Below are 21,671 nucleotides of genomic sequence, written 5' to 3'. Positions count from 1 at the left end.
CCATGAAGAAGGAACCCACGAGTCCCAGCAGTTCCACGAGTGTCACGAACGCCATGAACGCCATGAATGCCATGAGCGGGGACCCGTCGCTGCTGCGCCGGCTCAACACGGCAGCCGCCCTGCGCGTGCTGCGCGAGCGGGACGAGATCACCGTGCCCGAACTCGCCACGCTCATCGGGGTGTCACGCCCCACGGCTCAGGACCTCACGGCCCAGCTCCTGCGCGAGGGCCACCTGGTGGAGCTGACGCCGGGCAGCGGAAGTGTGGGCAGGCCCGCCCGGAGATTTCGGTTCCGGGCCGAGGCCGCGCACGTCCTCGGCGTGGACATCGGCGCGCACAAGATCCTGGTGCACGCCGCCGACCTGCTCGGCCGGACAGTGGCCACCCAGCGCGTCGCCGTCACGCCCGAACTCCCCGCCGAGCAGCGCCTCGACGCCGTCCGCGAGGCGATCGCGGGCTGCCTGGCCCAGCCCGCGGCGGCGGATGTGCGCCCGCTGGCGACCGGCGTCGGCACCAGCGGCATGGTGGACGCGGCGGGCCGGGTGGTGGAGAGCGACTCGCTGCCGCAGTGGACGGGCCTCGACCTCACCCGCGAACTCGCCGACCCGGGCCACGGCCCCGTCGTCGTGGGCAACGACATCCAGCTCGCGACCCTCGCCGAGTGCACCGGGGGAGTGTCGGTGGGCGCGGACGACTGCGTGTACCTGTACGTCGGCAACCGGCTCGGCATCGGCCTCTGGCTCCGGGGTGAACTGCACCGCGGACACCGTGGCGCGGCGGGGGAGATGGTCGCGGGAGACGGCTGGGAGCGGTGCTACCAGCGGCTCCTCGACTGGTTCGCGGGGCACCAGGGCGCGGACAGGCCGACGCGCGAGAACGCCGCCCGCGCGGTGGTGACCGCCGCGGCGGCGGGCGACGGCGGGGCCGAGTACACCCTGCGCGCCTTCGCCGAGGCGCTCGCCGACAGTCTGGCCCGCCACGTCGCCGTACTCGACCCGCAGTCCGTGGTGCTGGGCGGCGGGATCTCGCGTGCGGGCGCCCTGCTCAGCGAGCCTTTCGCGGCACGGCTCGGCGCGCTCTGCCCCTACCGGCCGACGGTCCAAACCTCCGTACTCGGCGAGGAATCCACCGCAATCGGGGCAGCTCGTCTCGCACTGGAACACATCGATCACGCCGCGCAGAAAAATCCAACTCTCTAGGACCGGAAGGTGGTTGACGGGCGGGAGTCACGCTTCGATGATGTGGCTCTCTTTAGGCAAGTTGGCTTCTTAATTGGCCGACTCTCGACGGCCGTTCCGGGCTGTCGGCTGCCACTTTTCTGTTCCGTCGTGCCGCCAGGCCAGGGAGTACGTGTGACATCCCCAGCAACGCAACGCAGGCCACGCGCCGCGTCGCCGCCACCATCCGGGTCGGATCCGAAGTCGTGTCCACAGTCCCAGGACCCGCCGCGCCACCGCCGTGTCCCGCTCCGCGTCCGACTGCGGAACAACTGGGTGATGCTCGCCCTCATGGCCCCGGGCCTGCTCTTCTTCCTGCTCTTCTTCTACGTGCCGATGCTCGGCAACGTCATCGCCTTCCAGGACTACCAGCCCTTCATCGGCTTCAAGGACAGCCCTCTGGTGGGCCTCGCCAACTTCCAGGAGCTCTTCGCCGACCCGGCGTTCTGGGAGGCGGTCCGCAACACCCTGGCGTTCGCCGCGCTCCAGCTGATCTTCTTCTTCCCGGCGCCGCTCGCCCTCGCCCTGCTGATCAACAGCCTGGTCAGCCCGCGGATCAAGAAGTTCGTGCAGAGCGTCGTCTATCTGCCCCACTTCATCTCCTGGGTCCTGGTCGTCGCGCTCTTCCAGCAGGTCCTCGGCGGCGCGGGCCTCTTCAGCAACTACCTGAGCGACCACGGCATGTCCGCCCTGGACGTGATGACCGACCCCGACACCTTCTCCCTCCTCATCACCGGACAGGTGATCTGGAAGGACATCGGCTGGGGCATGATCATTTACCTGGCGGCGCTCGCGAGCGTCGACCAGAGCCTGTACGAGTCGGCGGCCGTCGACGGCGCCGGACGCTGGCGCCGCATGTGGCACGTCACCCTGCCCGCCGTCCGCGGTGTCACGATCATGCTGCTCGTGCTCCGCCTCGGCGACGTCCTCTCCGTCGGCTTCGAGCAGTTCCTGCTCCAGCGCGACGCGGTCGGGGCCCGCGCATCGGAAGTCCTCGACACGTACATCTACTACCACGGCGTCGTCTACGGCGACTGGGGCGTCGGCGCCGCCGCGGGCCTGGTCAAGGGCGTCATCGGGGCCTTGATGATCTACGGCGCCAACAAGGTCGCCCACGCCTTCGGAGAGCACGGGGTGTACAGCAAATGAGCAGCTTCGGATTCCCCCTGCGATCGCCGCGGGCCCGCGAGGAGCGGCCCGCCTGGGAAGAGCCGCCCACGAAGATCGGCTCGACCGCCAAGGCCGTCGTCATCACGGTCATCTGCGCCGTGATGATCCTGCCCTTCGTCACGGTGCTCTCCACCAGCCTCGCCTCCCGCAAGGAGATCACCGAGGCGGGCGGCTTCGTCCTCTTCCCCACGGACCCGACCCTGGAGGCGTACCGGACGATCCTCTCCGGAGGCATCGTCTCCCGTGCCGTCGTCGTCAGCGTCCTGATCACGCTCGTCGGCACGGCACTCTCGCTCCTGACGACGATCGCGCTCGCCTACGGCCTCAGCAAGCGCGGCGTCCCCGGCAGCAAGCCGATCCTCCTGATGGTGCTCTTCACGCTCCTCTTCGTGCCGGGCATGGTGCCGATGTACGTGGTGGTCAAGGAGCTCGGACTCCTCGACTCCTACTGGTCGTTGATCCTGCCCGTCATGATCAACGCCTTCAATCTCGTGGTCCTGCGGGCGTTCTTCATGAACATCCCCGAGGAGCTCTACCAGGCCGCGCGGATCGACGGCGCGGGCGACTGGCGGATCCTGACCCGCATCGTCCTTCCGCTCTCCAAGGGAGTCGTCGCCGTCGTCGGCCTCTTCTACGCGGTGACGTACTGGAACGCGTTCTTCAACGCGATGCTCTACCTGAACGACTCCGGCAAGTGGCCCATCCAGCTGGTCCTGCGGACCTACGTCGTCCAGGGCAAGTCCATCTCGGGCGACCAGCTCGGCGTCAGCCACATGCCGCCCCAGCAGTCGATCTCCATGGCCGTCGTCATGATCGCGCTCATCCCGATCCTGCTGCTCTTCCCGTTCCTGCAGAAGTACTTCACCAAGGGCGTGCTCACGGGCGCCATCAAGGGCTGAACTTCCCTCCCCCAGAACCCTCTTGCCCCCTGAAACCCTTTGCGGAGATTCCCATGACAGGCATGTCCCGACGCACCTTCCTCAGCCTCTCCACGGCCGTAGCGGCTGGTGCGGCCGCCACCTCGCTGACGGGCTGCGGCTCGGGCGCGAAGAAGACGGGCGAGGCGGCATCGTCGAAGGTGAAGCTGCCTTCGTACGTCCCCTTCAGCAAGGTCAAGCCCGATCTGCCGCCGAATGCGAAGGGCCTCTCGGCGGGGTTCCTGTCGTACCCGAAGGACTTGGTGCGCAGCGTCCAGAAGACCCCCGGCGACGGCTCGAAGATCACGATGCTCACGGAGATCTGGACGCAGCCGCCTGCCCCAGCAGGCTCCAACGCCCACTGGAAGAAGGTGAACAAGGAGCTCGGCGTGGACCTGGAGGCGGTCCTTGGCACCGACCCCGGCTACGAAGAGAAGTTCTCCGCCGTCATCGCGGGCGGCGAACTTCCCGACCTCATGTGGATACCGCCGAACCAGGGCATCCAGCACATCGCCGAACTTCTCGAAGCCAAGTGCGCGGACATCACGGAGTACGTCTCCGGGGACGCGGTGAAGGACTACCCGAATCTCGCCGCGATGACCCCGGCGCACTGGAAGACCGCCGTCGTGAACGGCAAGATCTGGGGCGCGCCCAGCCCGTATCCCGCCTTGGGCCAGGTCTACGGCGGCAACCCGAAGGTCTGGGAGAAGGCGGACGGACTCTCGGCGAGCAGCCCCGATGAGTTCCTCGCCAAGTGCAAGGAGGTCACCGGCGGCAAGGTCTGGGCCCTTGAGCCGATCTATGTCAACGCGGCAAGCGTGATGAGCCAGTGTTTCGGCGCCCCCAACAAGTGGCGGCAGAACAAGGACGGAACACTGACCTGGTACCAGGACACCGACGAGTACCTGGAGGCCCTGAACTTCGTCCTCAAGCTGAAGAAGGCCGGGGTCTTCTACCCCGGTAATCCGAAGATGGCGGACGCGAACACCAAGATGGCGCAGGGATCGATCGGTGCCACGGTCCATGCCAACCCCTTCAACGCGCGCAGGGACATCCGTGTACAGGACCCCGGACTGGCCGCCGAGATCCTGATCCCCTTCGGCGCGGGCGGCAACAAGCCGAACCACCACTATCACCTCGGCACGATCGGCTACACCGCCATCAAGAAGGGCGACGAGAAGCGGGTGCGCATGCTGCTCCGCGTGCTCAACTACCTGGCCGCTCCGTTCGGGACCACCGAACGTGAGTTCCTCGAGTTCGGCACCGAGGGCAAGGACTTCACGCACGACAAGAACGGCTTCCCGGAGCAGTCGAAGCAGGGCAAGCAGCAGGTCGAGGGTCTCTTCAGCGGACTGACCACGGCAACTACGTCACCCTTCGCGCTCGTCGCGTCGGCCTTCCCGGGCACGGAGCGGGCCCGGGACGTCAAGGACATCTACGCAGTCGAGCAGAAGCTCATCGAGACCGCCATCCGCAACCCCGCGGTCGGCCACTACTCGGACGCGTACACCCAGCACTACGGACGCATGGACACAGAAGCGCGAGACCTCGTCAACGACATCGTCAGCGGCCGCAAGAAGCTGAGCGAGTGGAAGCCGTTCTGGGCGGAATGGAGGAACAAGGGCCTGGAGCAGATGGCCCGCGAGTTCCAGAAGTCCATCGAGAGCGCCTGAGCGACGACCCCGCCGGGAATCAGCGCCCCCGCTAGGAAACGCGGTCGGTCTTGGCCAGCTCCGACTTCCGGTACGAGTACCCGAAGTAGACGACAAGACCGATCGCGAACCACACCGCGAACCGCACCCACGTCTGCCACTGCAAGAACGTGATCAGCCAGATCGAGAAGACGACCCCGATGGCGGGCACCACCGGCATCCCGGGGCAGCGGAACGTGCGCGGGAGATCGGGCTGCTTGTAGCGCAGCACGATCACCGCGACGCAGACCACGACGAACGCCAACAGGATCCCGATGTTGGTCAGTTCGGCCGCCTCGCCGATCGGCAGGAACCCGGCGATGGCGGCCGAGGCGAATCCGACGATCCACGTCACGCGCGTCGGCACGTGCCGGGTCTTGTGCGTCTTGGCGAACCACTTCGGAAGCAGCCCGTCGCGCGACATGCTGAACCACACGCGGGTGACGCCGAGCATGAAGGTGAACATCACGGTGAGGATGCCGATGATCGCGCCGACCGCGATCACATCGGCGAGACCGCCGAGACCCACCGACTTGAACGCGGTGGAGAAGCCGCTCTCCGGGTCGATGTCCTTGTAGCCCTGCATCCCCGTGAGGACGAGGCAGGCGAGCACGTACAGGACCATCGAGATCGCGAGCGAGTAGAGGATCGCCTTCGGCATGTGGCGCTGAGCGTCCTTGGACTCCTCGGCGGCGGTGCTCATGGCGTCGTACCCGAACACGGCGAAGAAGACCGTCGCCGCGCCCGTGAAGGCGCCGCTGACACCGAAGGGGAAGAACGGCTTGTAGTTCCCGGTGTTGATGTGGAAGAAGCCGACCGCGATCACCACGAGCACGACGATGACCTTCAGCACGACCACGATCATCTCGAAGCGCGCCGCGTTCTTGATACCGAGGGTCAGGAGGTAGGCGATGAGCAGGCACAGTACCGCCGCGAACAGGTCGACCTTGTGTCCGTCGCCCGTGCCGGGTGCGCCCAGCATCCAGTGGGGCAGCTGCGCGCCCATGTCGTTCAGGAGGAAGTTGAAGTAGCCGGAGATGCCGATCGCGACCACCGCCACGATCGCCGTGTACTCCAGGAGCAGGTCCCAGCCGATGAACCAGCCCGTGAGCTCGCCGAGCACCACATAGCCGTAGGTGTACGCCGATCCCGCCTTCGGGATGAGACCCGCGAACTCGGCGTACGAGAAGGCGGCGGCCGCGCTCGCGACACCGGCGATGAGGAAGGAGATGAGGACGGCGGGTCCTGCCGTGCCGTTGGCCACCGTCCCGGCGAGGGTGAAGATGCCGGCGCCGATGATGCCGCCGACGCCGATCGCGGTGAGCTGCCAGAGGCCGAGCGAGCGGGAGAGCCCGCCGCCCTCCGCGCCTTCGGTTTCTTCGATGCTTTCGATGGGTTTGCGGCGCAGAACGCCGTGCCCCATCCGGAGTCCTGCCATGAGCTCCACCTCTTCGCAGACGGCAGTCGGCTGATGGCGGATCATGATGGCCCAGGCGTGCCCATGACGGAAGACACCACACCACTCATTGATGTGGGGGTTCAGCAGTCTGGCCGCTGTCGGTTACGGCACCACGGTGACGGGCCAGCGACCCGCCTTGACCAGGCGTACCGCGACCGAGCCGACGATACGGTGGCCCGCCTGCTCGGAGGCGCCGACGACCACGGCGTCGGCGGTGAGATCGTCCGCCGCGGTGACCAGACCGCTGTAGGGGTCGCCGCGGAAGGTGTGGAACTCCCATCGCACGTCGAATATGTCTTTCACCCGCTCGGTCGCGTCTCTGATCTCGGCAATCAGGGACTCGGCGATCTCGTCGGTCGCCTCGGCCACCGGGGCGCCGAGCGCGGCGCCCGCGGCCATCACCGGCTGGATGTAGACGACGGCGAGCAGCGCGTGCTGTCGCCGCGCCAGGCCTCCGGCATATGCCGCGGCCCGGAGCGAGGAGTCCGAGCCGTCGACGCCGACGACGATCACCTTCGGGCCGTCCGTACCGCGTTCGAACTGGTGGGAGTGGTGTTCAGTCACAGCCGAGAGGCTATCGGAGCCGTCGTTCCGCTTCCGTCGCGGGCAGAGGTATTCGAGACGCCGGCCGACGCTCCGACGAGCGGGGCGGCGCGGCCCTTCCTAGGGTCGATCCATGAGCACCAGCGTGGAGAGCCCCCGCACCGCCCCGCCGCAGGGCGCGAAAGCCCGCTTCCTCAGACGCGTGCCGGAGGGATTCGCCACCTTCTTCGGCACCTTGGGGCTCTTCTGCGCGATCCTCTCGATCATCGCCCCGCTGCGCCACCTCCTGCGCCCGGTGGTCCGCGTCCTCGACCTCCTCACGGTCCCGGTGAGCCCCAACCTGGCGTACGCGGTCTTCCTCTTCCTCCTCGCCGCGGCGACGGCGGCCCGCAAGAAGGTCGCGTGGTGGCTGGTCGTCGTCTATCTGGGGCTTCTTCTCGCCTTCGACGTCCTGGGCATCGCCCTCGGCTTCTGGGCGGACTCGATCCCCTCCCTCGTCGTCTGCTCCATCGCCCTCGTCCTGCTCGTCCTGGCCCGCAAGGAGTTCTCCGCGGACTCCCGCCGCGGGGCGGTCCGGCGGGCCGTGCTCGTACTCGTCGCGGGCCTCGCCGTGGCGATCCTGGTCGGCTGGGGGCTCGTCGCGCTCTTTCCGGGGTCGCTGCCGCGCGGCCATGCCTTGCTGTGGGCGGCGGACCGCGTCTGCGGCGGGCTCTTCACCGGCGGCGACTACTTCGACGGCAGACCCCCACGTGCCCTGCACTTCTGGCTCGGTCTCTTCGGCGCTGTCGCCCTCCTGAACGCGGCCGCGACCCTCTTCCGCTCCCAGCGCATGGAAGCCGCCCTGCACGGCGACGAGGAACCCCGCATCCGCGCGCTGCTCGGCGCGTACGGCGCCCAGGACTCGCTCGGCTACTTCGCCACCCGGCGCGACAAGGCCGTCGTCTTCTCGCCCAGCGGCAAGGCCGCCGTCACCTACCGCGTCGAGGCGGGCGTCTGCCTGGCCAGCGGCGACCCGGTGGGCGACCGCGAGGCCTGGCCGCACGCGATCGGCGCGTGGCTGGAGGTGGCCCGGCGGTACGCCTGGGCCCCCGCGGTGATGGGCGCGTCCGAGGAGGGCGCCACCGCCTACGCACGCTCCGGGCTCGGCGCGCTCCAGCTCGGCGACGAGGCGATCCTGCACATCGCGGACTTCGACCTGGACGGCCGCGACATGCGCGTCACCCGGCAGGCCGTGAACCGCGTCCGCCGCACCGGCGCCACCACCCGCATCCGCCGCCACTCCACCCTCACCGACGAGGAGATGGAGGAGATCGTCGACAAGGCGGACGCCTGGCGGGACACCGAGACCGAGCGCGGCTTCTCGATGGCGCTCGACCGGCTGGGCGACCCCGAGGACGGCGACTGCCTGCTCGTCGAGGCCCTGGACGCCGAAGGGCGGCTCATCGCCCTGCTCTCCCTCGTCCCCTGGGGCAAGGACGGCATCTCCCTGGACCTGATGCGCCGTGACCGGGCGTCCGCGCCCAACGGAGTCATGGAGTTCATGGTCGCGGAACTCTGCGCGGGCGCCGGAAAGTTCGGGGTGCGCCGCATCTCCCTGAACTTCGCCGTGTTCCGCTCGGTCTTCGAGGAGGGCGCCCGCATCGGAGCCGGCCCCGTGCTGCGCCTGTGGCGCAAGCTGCTCCTCTTCTTCTCGAAATGGTGGCAGCTCGAAGCGCTCTACCGCTCCAACGCCAAATACCACCCCGAGTGGTACCCCCGCTTCATCTGTTACGGCGACGCCGGGGCCCTCGCCAGGATCAGCCTCGCGTCGGGCATCGCGGAAGGCTTCGTCTCCGTACCCTCGCTGCGCAAGCTCTGGGGCAAGGGCCGGGGACCCAAGGGCGTCACGAAGCCCGTCGGTACGGAGGGCCTCCCGCCGATCTCCGCCCTCGGTCTCGCGGGCCGGCGGGACGCCGTGGACGCCGACCCCCTGGCCGCGCTCCCCGACCAGGTCCGCATCCGCCACCACAAGCTCGACCGGCTGCGCGCCGACGGAGTCGACCCCTACCCCGTGGGCCTCCCGCCGCGCACCCACACTCTCGCCGAGCTGACACCCGCCCTGACGGGGGAGCAGGTCACGGTCGCCGGGCGCGTCATGCTCGTACGCGACTTCGGCGGGATCGTCTTCGCGGTCCTGCGCGACTGGTCAGGCGACCGCCAACTCGCCCTGACCCGGGACAGGGCGGGCCCCGACGTCCTGAACGACTTCACCTCCGGCACGGACATCGGCGACCACATCACGGCCACCGGCGCGGTCGGCACCAGCGACAAGGGCGAGCTCACCGTCTTCGTCGCCGGCTGGCAGCTCACCGGCAAGTGCCTGCGCCCGCTGCCCGACAAGCACCGCGGACTCACCGACCCCGAGGCCAAGGTCCGCCGCCGCTACCTCGATCTGGTCGCGAGCCCCGACGCCCGCGATGTCGTCCGGGCCCGGTCCACCGCCGTGCAGGCCCTGCGGCAGGGCCTGTTGGACCGCGGCTACCTCGAGGTCGAGACGCCGATGCTCCAGCAGATCCACGGAGGCGCCAACGCCCGCCCCTTCACCACCCACATCAACGCCTACGACCTCGACCTCTATCTGCGCATCGCGCCCGAGCTCTATCTGAAGCGGCTCTGCGTCGGTGGCATGGAGAAGGTCTTCGAGATGGGCCGCACCTTCCGCAACGAGGGCGTGAGCTACAAGCACAACCCCGAGTTCACGATGCTGGAGGCCTACCAGGCGTTCGCCGACTACGACGTGATGCTCGACCTCACGCGCGAGCTCATCCAGGGCGCCGCCACCGCCGCCTTCGGCGCGCCCGTCGCCCACAAGGCCGACTCGGACGGGCGGCTCACCGAGCACGACATCTCCGGACCGTGGCCGGTCAAGACGGTCTACGGTGCGATCTCCGAAGCTCTCGGCGACGAGGTCGACGCGGACACCCCGCTGGCGCGGCTGCACCGGCTCTGCGACCGCGCGGACGTCCCGTACCAGCCGGACGACGGCCGCGGTGACGTCGTACTCGAGATGTACGAGCGCCTCGTCGAGGAGAAGACGGAGCTGCCCACCTTCTACAAGGACTTCCCGACCGACGTCTCCCCGCTGACCCGCCAGCACCGCACTGACCCGCGCCTGGCCGAGCGCTGGGACCTGGTCGCCTTCGGTACCGAACTGGGCACCGCCTACTCGGAGTTGACCGACCCCGTCGAGCAGCGCCGCCGCCTCACCGCGCAGTCCCTGCTCGCCGCCGGGGGAGACCCGGAGGCGATGGAGCTGGACGAGGACTTCCTCGACGCCCTGGAGTACGCGATGCCGCCCACCGGCGGGCTCGGCATCGGCGTCGACCGGCTCGTCATGTTCCTCACCGGCCTGACGATCCGGGAGACGCTGCCCTTCCCGCTCGTACGGCGCCGCTGAACCGCGTCATCGCCCCTGCCGCCGGGCTCTCCGCTGGTCCCATCGGGTACTTTCGCGGCCGGCCGTGGTGTTGATGGTCCGCGTCGGGCTTCCGCCATGCGACGGATTAGTCATGAAAAAGGATCAAATGACTCCAGGGCGTCGTGCGCTCCTGCGCGGCGCCGCTGTCTTCGGTCTGGCCGCGACCGCCGGCTGCGCGGGAACAGAAGGGTCCGGCGCTGGGGCGCCGGACATGTCCGGTTCTGGGATTCCCCGTGGTGCGGCTGGCGGTGAGGTGGCTGGCGGTGGGGTGGCTGCGGGTGGGGCGCCTGCCGCGCGACCCCTCAAGCCCTCCGCGTACCGCCTCCAGCCCATGGCGGGCAGCGGTCCTGCCGGGGCCCCGCGCGCCCGGCCCCGCGTGCGCAAGGAGCCGATCCTGCGCATGGACGGACAGGGCCGCAGCATGGTGCTGACCTTCGACGACGGGCCCGACCCCCGCTACACGCCCGGCATCCTGCGCACCCTGCGCCGCTACGACGTCCGCGCGATGTTCTTCGTCTGCGGCGAGATGGCCGTCGACAACAAGGACCTGCTGCGCGAGATGGCCGACGACGGGCATCTGATCGGCAACCACACCTGGACGCATCCGCTGCTCCCGAAGATGAGCCGGAGCGCGATGCGCGAGGAGATCGAGCGCACCTGCGAGGTCGTCGAGGACGCCGTGGGCGAACCCCCGGCCTGGTTCCGCGCCCCCTACGGAGCCTGGAACCGCAACGCCTTCCAGCTGGGCGCCGACCTGGGCATGGAGCCGCTCGCCTGGACCGTCGACACCCTGGACTGGACCGAGCCCGGCACCCGCACGATCATCCGGCGCGTACGGGCCGGTGCGGGCCCCGGAGTGGTCGTGCTCTCGCACGACGCGGGCGGCGACCGTTCCCAGAGCGTCGAGGCGCTGCGGACGTATCTCCCCGAACTCATCGATTCGGGATACCGCATCAGCTTGCCGAGCCGCTACGGAATCTAGGACGGGAATTCGCCCGCCCGGTTTTGCCGTGTGCCGCCGACGCGTTCGCCGTCAGCGCACGTCCACCAGGCGGGCGAAAACAACGACATTCCCGTCGTAACCGTCCTGCTTCGAGAATCCGCCGCCGCAGGTGATGACGCGGAGTTCCGGAGTTCCCTTGTCCTTGTAGACGCGGCGCCCCGGAAAATCGCTCTTCTCGAACACTTCGATGCCATAGATCTCGAATACCGCGGTCTTACGGTCCCTGCGCAGGACCTCGACGCGGTTTCCCTTCTTCAGCGAGCCCAGGCCGTAGAAGACAGCGGGCCCCTGCTGATTGTCCACATGGCCGACGATCACGGACGTGCCCTTCTCGCCCGGCGACACGGCTCCGGTGAACCAGCCCGCGAGATTCGGGTCCTCCGGCGGCGGCGCGTCGACCCAGCCCTCCGAGTCGAGCCCGACGGGCATGACCGGCGCGTCCACCCGGATCCCCTTGATGCCCACCCGCGCGGCGGGGGAGAACGTCATCGGCGTGATGCCCCGGCCCGCCTCGTCGGGTGCCTGGTCCGCGGCGGCGGCCGAAGCGGGCTGGGGCGGACCCACGTCGAATTCCCCTGAGCCATTCCGGATCAGCGCGAGGCCGGTCAGCAGAACAAGCGCCATGACGCCCCACGGCGCGCGCTTTTTCTGCTGCTCCTCGTCATCGGCCGGCTGGGACGAAGGCATTCTCTGATCCCCTCTCAACGCGGCGTTCGAACCGCGTCCGTTGCGCGTACGAGAACGCTAAGCGCGGTGCGCGCGGCGGGCGACAGAGCGGGAGCGAACGGGTGGCGCCCATACCGGGCATGCGCCATCCGAGTCGCGGTCCGCAGGAAATTTCTGACGGTCCGTGACCTGCGGCAATATCGGCTTGTACGTTCACGCTCCGGCGTGTCGCCTCACCAGGACGGCCGATCGTCGAAATGCGTGCGTGTGCAGGGCATCTGAGGGTCTGTTTGGGAGGCGCTCTCGCCGATCGACCGGGGACGGTTACCCCGGGGCGTCTTCCGCGGAGGATTCACATGCGTACTTCTCGTATGCGCACCACCCGTGCCCTCGCGGTCGCAGTCACCGCGGGTGCCGTCGTCGGCCTCGCCGCCCCGACGGCATCGGCCTGGGCCGATCCGTCCAACATCGTCGCCATGCCTAGCGTGATCCCCAGAGGGGGACAGCTGACGGTGACGGTCGACGGCTCGGCCTGCCAGGCCGTCGGCAGCAAGGTCACGTCCGACGCCTTCCCCGACACGAACCTGAAGACCATGGGCGGGGGCACGGCCAGCGCGAACACCACGATCCACCATCACGCGTCCCCGGGGGCCCACAGCATCACCGTCCACTGCGGCAGCAGCGCGCCCCTCACCAAGCCCAACGCGTTCACCGTCATCCACGGTGGTGTCCGCGGCGGTCTCGGCGGCAGCAGCAGCGCAGGGGCGACCAGTACCGACATGGCGATCGGCGGGGTGCTCGTGGCCGCCGCCGTGGTCGGTGGCGGGGTGTTCTGGATGCGCCGCCGCTCGGAGAACGCGGGGCGCGGCATCTGACCGCACGCCCGGTACCGGTACCGGCACGCCCATGACTCGCACCTCACCCGTCACTCGCACGTCGGGTGTGGACCGTTCCGCCTTGCTGACCGGCGCGTCCCCCTTCCGCGCCGGTCAGAGGCGGTTCGTCAGGAGTTGCCGTCGCCGGTGCGGCGGCGGGTCCAGTAGTACGCGGTGCCGAGCGTGCCCACGATCAAGGCGCCGCCGAGCGCGATCTCGTGCAGGTCGAGCCCGCCGAAGCTGCCGCCGACACCGGCCTTGACCCCATGGTGGGTGGGTCCTGTCGGATGCGAGGTGGGGTGTGAGGTCGGACGGCCGGTGGCGATCGTGAGGTCCGTGGTCCCTGTCTCCTGCCCGCACTTGAAGGTCACCTCGTACATCGCGCCGGGCTTGGCGTCGGGGAAGACCATCGCTGAGACGGACTGCTGTCCTTTGGGGATATGGGCGTCGTCGAAGACGCCGGAGGTCGCTGTGGCTTCGTCTTCGCAGCCGTCCACGCTGAGCGTGACCTGACCGCCGGCGGCGATCGTGGACGGGGTGACGCGGAAGCCGAACGAGGTGATGTTGTGGTCGTTCGAGTCGCCGTCGTCCGCGACGGCCGCGGAAGCGGCGGAGGCGGTGAGGGTCAGGGCGGTGGCGGCGAGCAGAGTGGCCGAGGCGACGCGTATCGCGCGCATGATGATTCCTCCGGGTCTCCGAGGAGCAGCCGCGGATCTTCTTCCGCTTTCACCTGATATGCGCCTCGATGCCGCAAACGCTAAGCAGGGAGCCGCGCGACCGCGATCGCAGTCGCGCGAACGGGGCAACGGTGTGGGCCGGACAGGGGAACGGGGCGGGGTGTCGCGGGGTCGGTGACGGGGATCGGGCGGCGCGGCGTGTAAAGGGGCGGGGAACGGGGGCCGCGTACTGCCGGGCCGGGCCGGGGGAGCCGGACGGCACGGTGCGCCTGCCCACTCGCATACCTACTGCCTACGTGCCTGCCGCTCGCCCGGGAGTCACTCGGACGGGACTCAGGAACCCTTCGCCCACACATGCGCCCCGCTGCCACGCCACTCCACGAGGTGCGGGTCGTCGAGGGCTATGTCGGCGTCCCCGAGTCCCGCGCGGCGCAGGAACTCCACCAGGTCACGGTCGTCGCGCGCGACGCCGACGGCCTGTCCGCGCACGGTGACCCGCCGTCCGCCGTCGGGAGCGGGCGGGTGGACGATGATGGGTGTCTGCCAGGTCATGCCACCAGAGTGCGCCGCGCCGGGCCGCCGCGCAGCACGGTTTACGGACCTGTGTGCGAAGCCGGTGTCGCGGAGCCTGGGTACCCGCTGCGCCGATACCCTTCCCACAGCCGCCCGCCGGACGGCGCGAGCACCCCGTCCACCAGCGCGACAAGGCCCGATGGCCTGCCCGCCAGAGCCTCCCGCACCGCGCCGTCAAGCCCCGTGGAAAACCCCGGCCACACCTCGTCGACGCGCCGCGCCAGCCACTTCCCGCCGCCCAGCCACGCCCCCGTACGCAAGAGGACGAACTCGCAGGTCCGGCGGGCGATCTCGGTGACGATGAACAGCCGCTCGCCCGCGTGTGCGCATCCGGCGAGGTCGTCGAGGAGGTCGGTGAGGCTGTAGCGCCGGTCCTCCAGTTCCTCCGGTGTCGCCTCGGGAGGCCCGGCCGCCGTCAACCTCCGTGCCTCGTCCCGCAGTCGGGCGCCGGTGCCGTCCCGGTCCAGGAGCACGATCCCCTCGGCGCACATCGAGAGCATCGACGATCGCCGCCGCGGAATCTCCTTCCGTACGAACCACCGCCAGCTGGCCTCGGTGTGCACGAACAGCTCCACCGGCCACGGCCCGAATCGCAGGCTCGTCCTGGACGGCTCCCGCTCACCGGCGAGCACCACGACGACATCCAGGTCGGAGCGCGGCGTGCGCCGAGCGGTCACCGAGCTCCCGCCGAGTAACGCTGCCAGCGCCTCGGGATGCAATGCCGAGACCAACTCGCGTGTCACCCGGACGGGTTCCTCGATCTCGATCTCCATGGATCCACTCTGCCGCAGCGCGCTGCGCCGGAGGCGGCGTACATGTGAACCCCCTGAGACACGCGGGTCAGGCGGCCTGCGGAGCCCGGTGCCGCATAGGCTGAGCCCGATGATTGAGACCGTCGTTTTCGACGTGGGGGAGACCCTCACCAAAGATGACCGCTACTGGGCGTCCTGGGCCGATTGGCTCGGCGTGCCCCGTCACACCGTCTCCGCGCTCGTGGGCGGTGTCGTCACGCGGGGCCGCGACAATACCGAAGCGCTGCGGCTGCTGAGCCCGGACATAGATGTCGCCGCCGCCTACCAGGCCCGCGAGGTCGCGGGGCGTGGTGAGCACTTGGCCGAGACCGACCTCTACCCCGATGTGCGCCCCGCTCTGGGCGGGCTGCGCAAGCAGGGGCTGCGTGTCGTCGTCGCGGGCAATCAGACGTCTCGCGCGGGCGAGCTGCTGCGCGCCCTCGATCTGCCCGCCGATCTCGTCGCCACCTCGGGCGAGTGGGGAGTGGCGAAACCGGATCCGTCGTTCTTCGCCAGAGTGATCGACGCGGCTCAGGCCGAGCCGGAGCGGACGCTCTACGTCGGAGACCATCCCGCGAACGACATCTTCCCGGCCAAGGCGGCCGGGTTGAGAACGGCGCACATCCGGCGTGGTCCCTGGGGCCACTGGTGGGCCGACGACCCGACCGTCGTCGAGGCCGCGGACTGGCGGATCGACTCCCTCACCCAGGTCGCGTCGATCATTGCTGAGTGAACGTCAAGAAAGCGGTCGCACCCTGCGCTTGAGGGCGCGGCCGCTCCTGTTTGTGAGCCGCTCTCATCCGCCGAGGTGGCCGAAGAGCGCGCGGAACGGTTCCGGGGTGGCCGCGACGCCGCGGCTGTAGGGGGCGTCGAAGTCCCAGATGAGGAAGAGCAGGAAGGCGATCAAGGCCGAGAACAGCCCCGCGAGGATGAGTTCGCGCGGGGTGCGGCGGATCTGCAGGGTGAAGATCATGCCGATGGTGACGAGACCACCGGCGATCAGCCCGAACCAGACGACCCCCGGCATGGTGGCCCCGGCGCTCTCACCACGGGAGTTGCGCGCGTCGGACGCTGCCGCGACCGCGTCGACGAGCGGCTGGTAGGCCTGGGCCTCGAAATCGGACTTGGGCTGGTAGTCCGTGACGTCGTGGCGTACACGCGTGAGGAGTTGAGAGCCGCGGTCGGTGAGTTCGCCGCGGTCGGCCATGGAGTCCCACTCCGTGGTGACGACATGGCTGACATAAGCATGTACATCCGTGCGAATGCGTTCGCGGACCTCGGTCGGATAGATCCGCGCTCGCTCGGACACCTCGTGCAACGCCTGGGCCTCGGCGTGCACATGGTCCTCGGCGACGCTGCGGGCCTCCCAGACACCGGCGATGGCCAGGCCGAGGACGATGGCGTACACCACGCCGATCATCATCGTCATGTACTCGATGACGTCCGGGGTCTCCGAAGCGTCGTAGTCCGGGCTCGTCCTGCGGTGCCGCAGGAAGGTGACGATCAGGACGACGCCGCACGCGGCGGCCATCGCGAGGGTGAGAACAAGCCATTCCGACATGGGACCTCCGACGGTCAGCGAGGCCGCAGCGCGGCGACGGCGAGCACCGCGGGTGCGGTGATGAGCAGGGTGAGCGAGACCAGGGACGGGCCGCCGCTGGGCGGCGGATTACGCGGAGCGGCGCGGTACGCGGGGTAACTCACCGGGGTCGGCGCGGGCTTGTGGAGGACGGTGGGGGTCGGCTTCGGCTTCGGTTTCGGACTCGGTGGTGGTGGTGACGGCGGCGGCGGGGGCGGCGCCGGCTCGGCGGGTGTCGGACGCGCGGGCGGTGGTGGTGGCGGGGGAGGAGGGGGCTCAGGTGCGCGCGGCTCCGGGCGGGGCGGCGGAGCCGGAGCGGGCGGTGGCGGAGGGGGTGGCGGCGGAGGCTTGGGGCGGTGTGTGGGACCCGCCCTGCAGACCACTCCGTCGCCCGCGACCGCCACCGCGTCGCCGCCGGGAGCGTCACCGATCGACGCGTAGGCGCAGTTGTCCGTGGGCGCGGTGACCGGCGCCGCGGCAGCCGTCGGCGAACCGAGCAGCCAGGTCAGCACCAGAAGTGCGGCTAAGCGTGTGACCAGGCCGGATGAGGCCTTCGTGGATCCATGCACGTCAAGGATCATGGGCAGTGTGTCGTGCTGCCACGCCGCGCGAGGCCTCCTATGGCCCGAAAGGGGGAGACGCCGGGCGCGTGCTTGACGAACAAAAGAATCTTGAACGCCGGTTGAACGCACCAGCCGTTCCCACCCGTACCTAGGGCCATGCGTGACGCACTCAGCGGCGCGATACCCAAGCGACAGCGGGAGTTGGAGATGCAGCATCCATCAGGGGGTTCCCCTCGGGCCTGGCGGAGCGCCTCGCTCATAGCGACAGCTGCGGCCGTGCTGGCGCTGACGACGGCATGCGGTCAGGAAAAGGGGGACCAGTCGCCGAACGGACAGAACGTGGGCAACCAGGCCCCGGCCAAGGACGACGGGTACGGAGCGGGCAGCGACGGATACGGGGCCGACACGGGCGCCGCGAAGGAGGGGGCGGGGAAGGCGAAAGCCGCCGGCCAACTCGCCGTCTGGGACAGCAAGAAGCTCGGCAAGGTCGTCACCGACAGCGAGGGCCACACGCTCTACCGCTTCGACAAGGACACCGCCGAGCCGCCCAAGTCCAACTGTGACGGCGCCTGCGCCACGACCTGGCCCGTCGCGTCCCCGGAGGGCGCGGCCGCGGCGCCCGGCGTGGACAAGTCCCTGCTCGGCGAGGTCACCAGGTCCGACGGCAGCAAGCAGCTGACCATCGACGGCTGGCCGATGTACCGGTACGCCAAGGACACCAAGGCCGGTGACGCCAAGGGCCAGGGGGTCGGCGGCACTTGGTACGCGGCCGCCCCCGACGGCAAGAAGGCCGCGCCCGCCGCCGAGGCCGACCCTCCCGCCGAGACGGCTCCCGTCGACCCGGCAGGGCTCTCCACCCGCAAGGACCCCAAGCTCGGGGAGATCGTCGTCGACAAGAACGGCATGACCGTCTACCGCTTCACGAAGGACTCCGCCTGGCCCATCAAGTCCAACTGCGTGGGTGCCTGCGCGCAGAAGTGGCCGGCCGTCGCTCCGGTCGACAAGGGAGACACCCTGGGCATCCAGAAGAAGGGATTCATGACCTACAACAGGCCGGACGGCGGCAAGCAGCAGACCATCGACTGCTGGCCGATGTACACGTTCTCCGGCGACAAGAAGCCCGGAGACACCAACGGTCAAGGTGTAGGCGGCACTTGGTATGCGGCCGGGCCGAACGGAAAGCCCGTCGGCGCGCCGAAGTAGGCGTACGGGAAGGAGGCGCCCGGGAAATAGACGTACGGGAAATAGGTACACAGAAGGAGCCGGTACGGCCAGTACAGCCAGTACCGAAGGCAAGTGCGGAAGAAGAAGTCCGGCCGAGAAGGGGGTCTTGTCGGAAGTACCTCGCGTACGGTCTACCGGTCCGTTCTTTTCCCCTCCCGGGGAAGGAACGGACCGGTTCTTTGGGTTGATACTCGGCACTTGCCACAGGCAGTGACCGAGAACGGACGGCCAATTTCCGTTTTGACTCGCTCCCTTGGCGGACGATCAGTAGCCTCACTTCGAACACCGGCTCGCCTCGCCTACGTCTTGGAGTCCTGATGGAGCGTCCCGCCTGGGCCCCGCAGGGCATCGACATCACGATGCCCAGCGTGTCCCGCATCTACGACTACTACCTGGGCGGTTCGTACAACTTCGAGGTCGACCGGGACGCAGCCCGCCGGGCCATGGAGTTCATGCCGGGGCTGCCCAAGATCATGCAGGCGAATCGTGCCTTCATGCGCCGAGCGGTGCGTTTCGCTGTGGACGAGGGCATCACCCAGTTCCTGGACATCGGTTCGGGCATCCCCACTTTCGGCAATGTCCACGAGATCGCGCAGCAGGCGGACCCGGACGCCCGCGTGGCGTACGTCGACCACGACGCGGTGGCCGTCGCGCACGGCCGGGCCGTTCTCGACGGCAACGAGAAGGCGGTGGCCGTCGCCGGGGACCTGCGCAAACCACAGGACATTCTGGGCAGTTCGGAAGTCAACGGACTCCTCGACCTGGACCGTCCGGTGGCCCTTCTTCTCGTCGCCGTCCTGCATTTCGTTGAGGACGCGTACGATCCCTACACAGCGGTCGCGGAACTGCGGGACGCACTGGCGCCCGGCAGCGTGATCGTGCTCACGCACGCCTCATACGAAGGGATGCCGATCCCCGCCGAGCAGGCCGGTCAGGCCGTCGGCGTGTACAAGGACATCCGTAATCCACTGATCATGCGCTCGCGCGAAGAGATCGCGCGGTTCTTCGAGGGATACGACATGGTGGAACCCGGCCTCGTGCCGATGCCGCGCTGGCGGCCCGACACCGCGCCCGAGGAGGAGGATCCGTATACCTTCTCCGGGTTCGCCGGCGTGGGGCGCAGGGCATGAGCGGGGAGCCGGACGGGCCCGAGGACAGGGTGCGCAGGTTCGCCACCATCTGGAGCCGCGCCGTCTTCCCGGTGACGGCGACGTCGCTGACCCGCCCCGAGTTCGAGCAGCAACTGGTGCCGCTGGCCCGTAGGTTGCGCGCCGCGCTGCACGAGCGTGTCTTCGACGCGGCCGAGGGCCAGGCGATCGGCGCGGCGCTCGTCGGCACGCACTGCACCGATCCCGAGGCGGTCAGCCGCACACTGGACTGCGTGGACGCCTACCTGGTCCTCTACTGCGGCGACGAGGGCCCCCAGGAGGAGTTGCGGGCCCGTTCCGCACGCTTGCAACACGCCCTGGCCGCAGGGTTCGCCGCCGCCCTGCAGGAGCGCACCCTCGCCGAGCAGGAGGCGATATCCCGGGCCGCCCTGAACGCCCGCAGCGCGGTCGCCGAAGCCCTGCACGCCAGCGAGGCCCGCTTCCGTGCCGTCTTCCACGGGGCGGCGATCGGCATCAGCATCGCCGACCTCACGGGCACGGTCCTCGAGGTGAACGACGCGCTGGTCCGCATGTTCGGCGGCCTGGAGAACCAGGTACGCGGACACAACGTCGAGGAGTGGACGCACCCCGACGACTCACCGCACGTATGGAAGCTCTACGAGGAGCTGGTGCGCGGGGAGCGGGAGCACTACCGCGTGGAGAAGGCCTTCTACCGGCCCGACGGCACCGTCCTGTGGACCAATCTGACCGTCTCGCTGCTGCGTGACGCGGACGGCGTGCCGCAGTACCAACTGGCGTTGATGGAGGACACCACCGAGCGCCGACTGCTCAACCTGCGCCTTCGCTACGAGGCCACGCACGACGCGCTCACCGGCCTGCCGAACCGGACGCTGTTCTTCGAGCGCCTGGAGAAGGCACTCGCCGCGGGCGACGGCGCGCGGTTCGGGCTCTGCTATCTCGACCTCGACGGCTTCAAGACCGTCAACGACAGCCTCGGGCACGCGGCGGGCGACCGGCTCCTCGTCGAGGTCGCCGACCGGCTCCAGTCCTGCGCCACGGCGCCGGGCGAGATGGTCGCCAGGCTCGGCGGCGACGAGTTCGTGGCGCTGACCACGGGCAGCGACACCGAGGCCGAGGTGGACGACCTCGCCGGACGCATCATGCACGCGCTCTCCACGCCGATCCGCGTCGAGGGCCGCGAACTGACCGTGCGCGGCAGCATCGGCATAGTCGAGGGCCCGGCCGGGGAGCGCGGCGCGGCGGAGGTCCTGCGCAGCGCCGACATCACGATGTACCGCGCGAAGTCCGCGGGCGGCAACCGCTTCGAGCTCGCCGACCCCGAGGCCGACGCCCGCGCCATCACGCGGCACGGCCTGACCACCGCGCTGCCCGCGGCCCTGGAGCGGGGCGAGTTCTTCATCGAGTACCAGCCCCTCGTGCACCTCGGCGACGGCAGTGTGCGCGGTGCGGAGGCGCTGGTGCGGTGGCTGCATCCGCAGCACGGCGTGATCGGCCCGGACCGGTTCATCCCGCTCGCCGAGCACACCGGCCTGATCGTGCCGCTCGGCCGCTGGGTCCTCGAAGAATCGGTTCGCCAGGCACGTACCTGGGAGGCGCGGCACAAGGGCGCCGGGCCGCTGCGCGTGAACGTGAACCTCTCACCCATGCAGTTGACCCACCCCAACCTGGTGTCGGACACGGTGGAGATCCTGGAGCGCTCCGGACTCGAACCGGGCGCCCTGTGCCTGGAAGTCACCGAATCCGCGCTGATCGGCGCCGACGACGACCTGCTCAAGCCGCTGCGGCGGCTCTCCGAGATGGGCGTGGACATCGCGCTCGACGACTTCGGTACGGGCTACTCGAACCTCGCCAATCTGCGCCGCCTGCCGGTGAGCGTCCTCAAGCTCGACCGCTCCTTCACGCAGGGCATGCAGCACTTCCCGGCCGACCCCGTCGACCTGAAGATCGTCGAGGGGATCGTCGGGCTCGCCCACAGCCTGGACCTCGCGGTCACGGTCGAGGGCGTCGAGACGGGCGCTCAGGCGGATCAGCTGCGAGAGTTGGGCTGCGACACGGCGCAGGGCTGGTACTACGCACGGCCCGGTCCGCCGGACCAGCTGCACGAGCTGGCGCTCGCTGACGCGACGAGCTGAGGAG

At 69.4% G+C, this 21,671-nt stretch carries 19 protein-coding genes; 11 read left to right on the top strand and 8 right to left on the bottom strand.

What is annotated here, in order from left to right:
• The first annotated feature begins 2 nt into the window (after positions 1-2).
• The 4 genes from ACZ5CR_RS23615 to ACZ5CR_RS23600 all read left to right on the top strand — a co-directional run bounded on the left by ACZ5CR_RS23615 (position 3) and on the right by ACZ5CR_RS23600 (position 4,977).
• Positions 3-1,199, top strand: a complete 1,197-nt coding sequence (locus ACZ5CR_RS23615) for an ROK family protein (protein WP_468860406.1) — start codon at positions 3-5, stop codon at positions 1,197-1,199.
• Positions 1,200-1,508: 309 nt separating this feature from the next.
• Positions 1,509-2,366, top strand: a complete 858-nt coding sequence (locus ACZ5CR_RS23610; RefSeq protein ID WP_468860404.1) for an ABC transporter permease — start codon at positions 1,509-1,511, stop codon at positions 2,364-2,366.
• A complete protein-coding gene (locus ACZ5CR_RS23605) occupies positions 2,363-3,286 on the top strand; it encodes a carbohydrate ABC transporter permease (protein ID WP_468860402.1) in 924 nt (307 codons plus the stop codon). Before ACZ5CR_RS23610 ends, ACZ5CR_RS23605 begins: the two co-directional genes overlap by 4 nt.
• A 62-nt stretch (positions 3,287-3,348) precedes the next feature.
• The gene (locus tag ACZ5CR_RS23600) at positions 3,349-4,977 is read left to right on the top strand and encodes an extracellular solute-binding protein (RefSeq protein ID WP_468860400.1); all 1,629 of its coding nucleotides are present in this window, start codon (positions 3,349-3,351) and stop codon (positions 4,975-4,977) included.
• Positions 4,978-5,008: 31 nt separating this feature from the next.
• Here the strand turns inward: ACZ5CR_RS23600 and ACZ5CR_RS23595 are convergent, their stop codons facing one another.
• Complete coding sequence (locus ACZ5CR_RS23595; protein ID WP_468860398.1) at positions 5,009-6,433, bottom strand: amino acid permease; 1,425 nt, start codon at positions 6,431-6,433, stop codon at positions 5,009-5,011.
• Between the two features lie 123 nt (positions 6,434-6,556).
• A complete protein-coding gene (locus tag ACZ5CR_RS23590) occupies positions 6,557-7,018 on the bottom strand; it encodes a universal stress protein (RefSeq protein ID WP_389916083.1) in 462 nt (153 codons plus the stop codon).
• 112 nt (positions 7,019-7,130) lie between these two features.
• Between ACZ5CR_RS23590 and lysX the strand changes: the two genes are divergently transcribed.
• Positions 7,131-10,433 (top strand): bifunctional lysylphosphatidylglycerol synthetase/lysine--tRNA ligase LysX, encoded by a 3,303-nt coding sequence (gene lysX / locus ACZ5CR_RS23585; RefSeq protein ID WP_468860395.1) that lies wholly within the window; start codon positions 7,131-7,133, stop codon positions 10,431-10,433.
• Positions 10,434-10,545: 112 nt separating this feature from the next.
• The gene (locus ACZ5CR_RS23580; RefSeq protein WP_468860393.1) at positions 10,546-11,436 is read left to right on the top strand and encodes a polysaccharide deacetylase family protein; all 891 of its coding nucleotides are present in this window, start codon (positions 10,546-10,548) and stop codon (positions 11,434-11,436) included.
• Positions 11,437-11,487: 51 nt separating this feature from the next.
• On the opposite strand, the gene ACZ5CR_RS23575 is transcribed toward ACZ5CR_RS23580, so the two are convergent.
• Positions 11,488-12,144 (bottom strand): class F sortase, encoded by a 657-nt coding sequence (locus tag ACZ5CR_RS23575; protein WP_468860391.1) that lies wholly within the window; start codon positions 12,142-12,144, stop codon positions 11,488-11,490.
• Positions 12,145-12,494: 350 nt separating this feature from the next.
• On the opposite strand from ACZ5CR_RS23575, the gene ACZ5CR_RS23570 reads away from it, so the two are divergent.
• Positions 12,495-12,998, top strand: coding sequence for a hypothetical protein (locus ACZ5CR_RS23570; RefSeq protein WP_468860746.1), 504 nt, complete (start codon positions 12,495-12,497; stop codon positions 12,996-12,998).
• A 128-nt stretch (positions 12,999-13,126) separates the two neighbouring features.
• On the opposite strand, the gene ACZ5CR_RS23565 is transcribed toward ACZ5CR_RS23570, so the two are convergent.
• The 3 genes from ACZ5CR_RS23565 to ACZ5CR_RS23555 form a co-directional block, all read right to left on the bottom strand.
• Entirely contained in the window at positions 13,127-13,675 is a 549-nt protein-coding gene (locus ACZ5CR_RS23565; RefSeq protein WP_468860389.1) for a hypothetical protein, read from the bottom strand.
• A gap of 333 nt (positions 13,676-14,008) precedes the next feature.
• On the bottom strand, positions 14,009-14,227 hold the full coding sequence (locus ACZ5CR_RS23560) for a hypothetical protein (protein WP_453543390.1): 219 nt from the start codon (positions 14,225-14,227) through the stop codon (positions 14,009-14,011).
• A gap of 41 nt (positions 14,228-14,268) precedes the next feature.
• Complete coding sequence (locus ACZ5CR_RS23555; protein WP_468860387.1) at positions 14,269-15,021, bottom strand: nucleotidyltransferase domain-containing protein; 753 nt, start codon at positions 15,019-15,021, stop codon at positions 14,269-14,271.
• Positions 15,022-15,130: 109 nt separating this feature from the next.
• Between ACZ5CR_RS23555 and ACZ5CR_RS23550 the strand changes: the two genes are divergently transcribed.
• Positions 15,131-15,772: an HAD family hydrolase gene (locus tag ACZ5CR_RS23550; protein ID WP_468860385.1), complete on the top strand. Its 642-nt coding sequence runs from the start codon at positions 15,131-15,133 to the stop codon at positions 15,770-15,772.
• Between the two features lie 63 nt (positions 15,773-15,835).
• Here the strand turns inward: ACZ5CR_RS23550 and ACZ5CR_RS23545 are convergent, their stop codons facing one another.
• Together ACZ5CR_RS23545 and ACZ5CR_RS23540 are read right to left on the bottom strand one after the other, a co-directional pair.
• Positions 15,836-16,600, bottom strand: coding sequence for a bestrophin-like domain (locus ACZ5CR_RS23545; protein ID WP_468860383.1), 765 nt, complete (start codon positions 16,598-16,600; stop codon positions 15,836-15,838).
• Between the two features lie 14 nt (positions 16,601-16,614).
• Positions 16,615-17,187: a hypothetical protein gene (locus ACZ5CR_RS23540; protein ID WP_468860381.1), complete on the bottom strand. Its 573-nt coding sequence runs from the start codon at positions 17,185-17,187 to the stop codon at positions 16,615-16,617.
• Between the two features lie 201 nt (positions 17,188-17,388).
• On the opposite strand from ACZ5CR_RS23540, the gene ACZ5CR_RS23535 reads away from it, so the two are divergent.
• From ACZ5CR_RS23535 to ACZ5CR_RS23525, 3 genes are all read left to right on the top strand, one after another.
• The gene (locus ACZ5CR_RS23535) at positions 17,389-18,384 is read left to right on the top strand and encodes an SCO0930 family lipoprotein (RefSeq protein WP_468860743.1); all 996 of its coding nucleotides are present in this window, start codon (positions 17,389-17,391) and stop codon (positions 18,382-18,384) included.
• A gap of 338 nt (positions 18,385-18,722) precedes the next feature.
• Positions 18,723-19,535, top strand: coding sequence for an SAM-dependent methyltransferase (locus ACZ5CR_RS23530; protein ID WP_468860378.1), 813 nt, complete (start codon positions 18,723-18,725; stop codon positions 19,533-19,535).
• The gene (locus ACZ5CR_RS23525) at positions 19,532-21,667 is read left to right on the top strand and encodes a putative bifunctional diguanylate cyclase/phosphodiesterase (protein ID WP_468860375.1); all 2,136 of its coding nucleotides are present in this window, start codon (positions 19,532-19,534) and stop codon (positions 21,665-21,667) included. Before ACZ5CR_RS23530 ends, ACZ5CR_RS23525 begins: the two co-directional genes overlap by 4 nt.
• The last annotated feature ends 4 nt before the right edge of the window (positions 21,668-21,671 follow it).

This window comes from Streptomyces sp. NPDC031274, from assembly GCF_055570235.1.
This window is presented reverse-complemented; position numbering and strand designations above follow the sequence as displayed.

What these genes read in the sequence shown, in the direction of transcription:
- ACZ5CR_RS23570 (WP_468860746.1), top strand. Translation starts at nt 12,495, where the DNA reads ATGCGCACCACCCGTGCCCTCGCGGTCGCAGTCACCGCGGGTGCCGTC.
- ACZ5CR_RS23535 (WP_468860743.1), top strand. Translation starts at nt 17,389, where the DNA reads ATGCAGCATCCATCAGGGGGTTCCCCTCGGGCCTGGCGGAGCGCCTCG.
- ACZ5CR_RS23615 (WP_468860406.1), top strand. Translation starts at nt 3, where the DNA reads ATGAAGAAGGAACCCACGAGTCCCAGCAGTTCCACGAGTGTCACGAAC.
- ACZ5CR_RS23555 (WP_468860387.1), bottom strand. Translation starts at nt 15,021, where the DNA reads ATGGAGATCGAGATCGAGGAACCCGTCCGGGTGACACGCGAGTTGGTC.
- ACZ5CR_RS23575 (WP_468860391.1), bottom strand. Translation starts at nt 12,144, where the DNA reads ATGCCTTCGTCCCAGCCGGCCGATGACGAGGAGCAGCAGAAAAAGCGC.
- ACZ5CR_RS23600 (WP_468860400.1), top strand. Translation starts at nt 3,349, where the DNA reads ATGTCCCGACGCACCTTCCTCAGCCTCTCCACGGCCGTAGCGGCTGGT.
- ACZ5CR_RS23610 (WP_468860404.1), top strand. Translation starts at nt 1,509, where the DNA reads ATGGCCCCGGGCCTGCTCTTCTTCCTGCTCTTCTTCTACGTGCCGATG.
- ACZ5CR_RS23580 (WP_468860393.1), top strand. Translation starts at nt 10,546, where the DNA reads ATGAAAAAGGATCAAATGACTCCAGGGCGTCGTGCGCTCCTGCGCGGC.
- ACZ5CR_RS23550 (WP_468860385.1), top strand. Translation starts at nt 15,131, where the DNA reads ATGATTGAGACCGTCGTTTTCGACGTGGGGGAGACCCTCACCAAAGAT.
- ACZ5CR_RS23525 (WP_468860375.1), top strand. Translation starts at nt 19,532, where the DNA reads ATGAGCGGGGAGCCGGACGGGCCCGAGGACAGGGTGCGCAGGTTCGCC.
- ACZ5CR_RS23530 (WP_468860378.1), top strand. Translation starts at nt 18,723, where the DNA reads ATGGAGCGTCCCGCCTGGGCCCCGCAGGGCATCGACATCACGATGCCC.
- ACZ5CR_RS23545 (WP_468860383.1), bottom strand. Translation starts at nt 16,600, where the DNA reads ATGTCGGAATGGCTTGTTCTCACCCTCGCGATGGCCGCCGCGTGCGGC.
- ACZ5CR_RS23595 (WP_468860398.1), bottom strand. Translation starts at nt 6,433, where the DNA reads ATGGCAGGACTCCGGATGGGGCACGGCGTTCTGCGCCGCAAACCCATC.
- lysX (WP_468860395.1), top strand. Translation starts at nt 7,131, where the DNA reads ATGAGCACCAGCGTGGAGAGCCCCCGCACCGCCCCGCCGCAGGGCGCG.
- ACZ5CR_RS23565 (WP_468860389.1), bottom strand. Translation starts at nt 13,675, where the DNA reads ATGCGCGCGATACGCGTCGCCTCGGCCACTCTGCTCGCCGCCACCGCC.
- ACZ5CR_RS23560 (WP_453543390.1), bottom strand. Translation starts at nt 14,227, where the DNA reads ATGACCTGGCAGACACCCATCATCGTCCACCCGCCCGCTCCCGACGGC.
- ACZ5CR_RS23605 (WP_468860402.1), top strand. Translation starts at nt 2,363, where the DNA reads ATGAGCAGCTTCGGATTCCCCCTGCGATCGCCGCGGGCCCGCGAGGAG.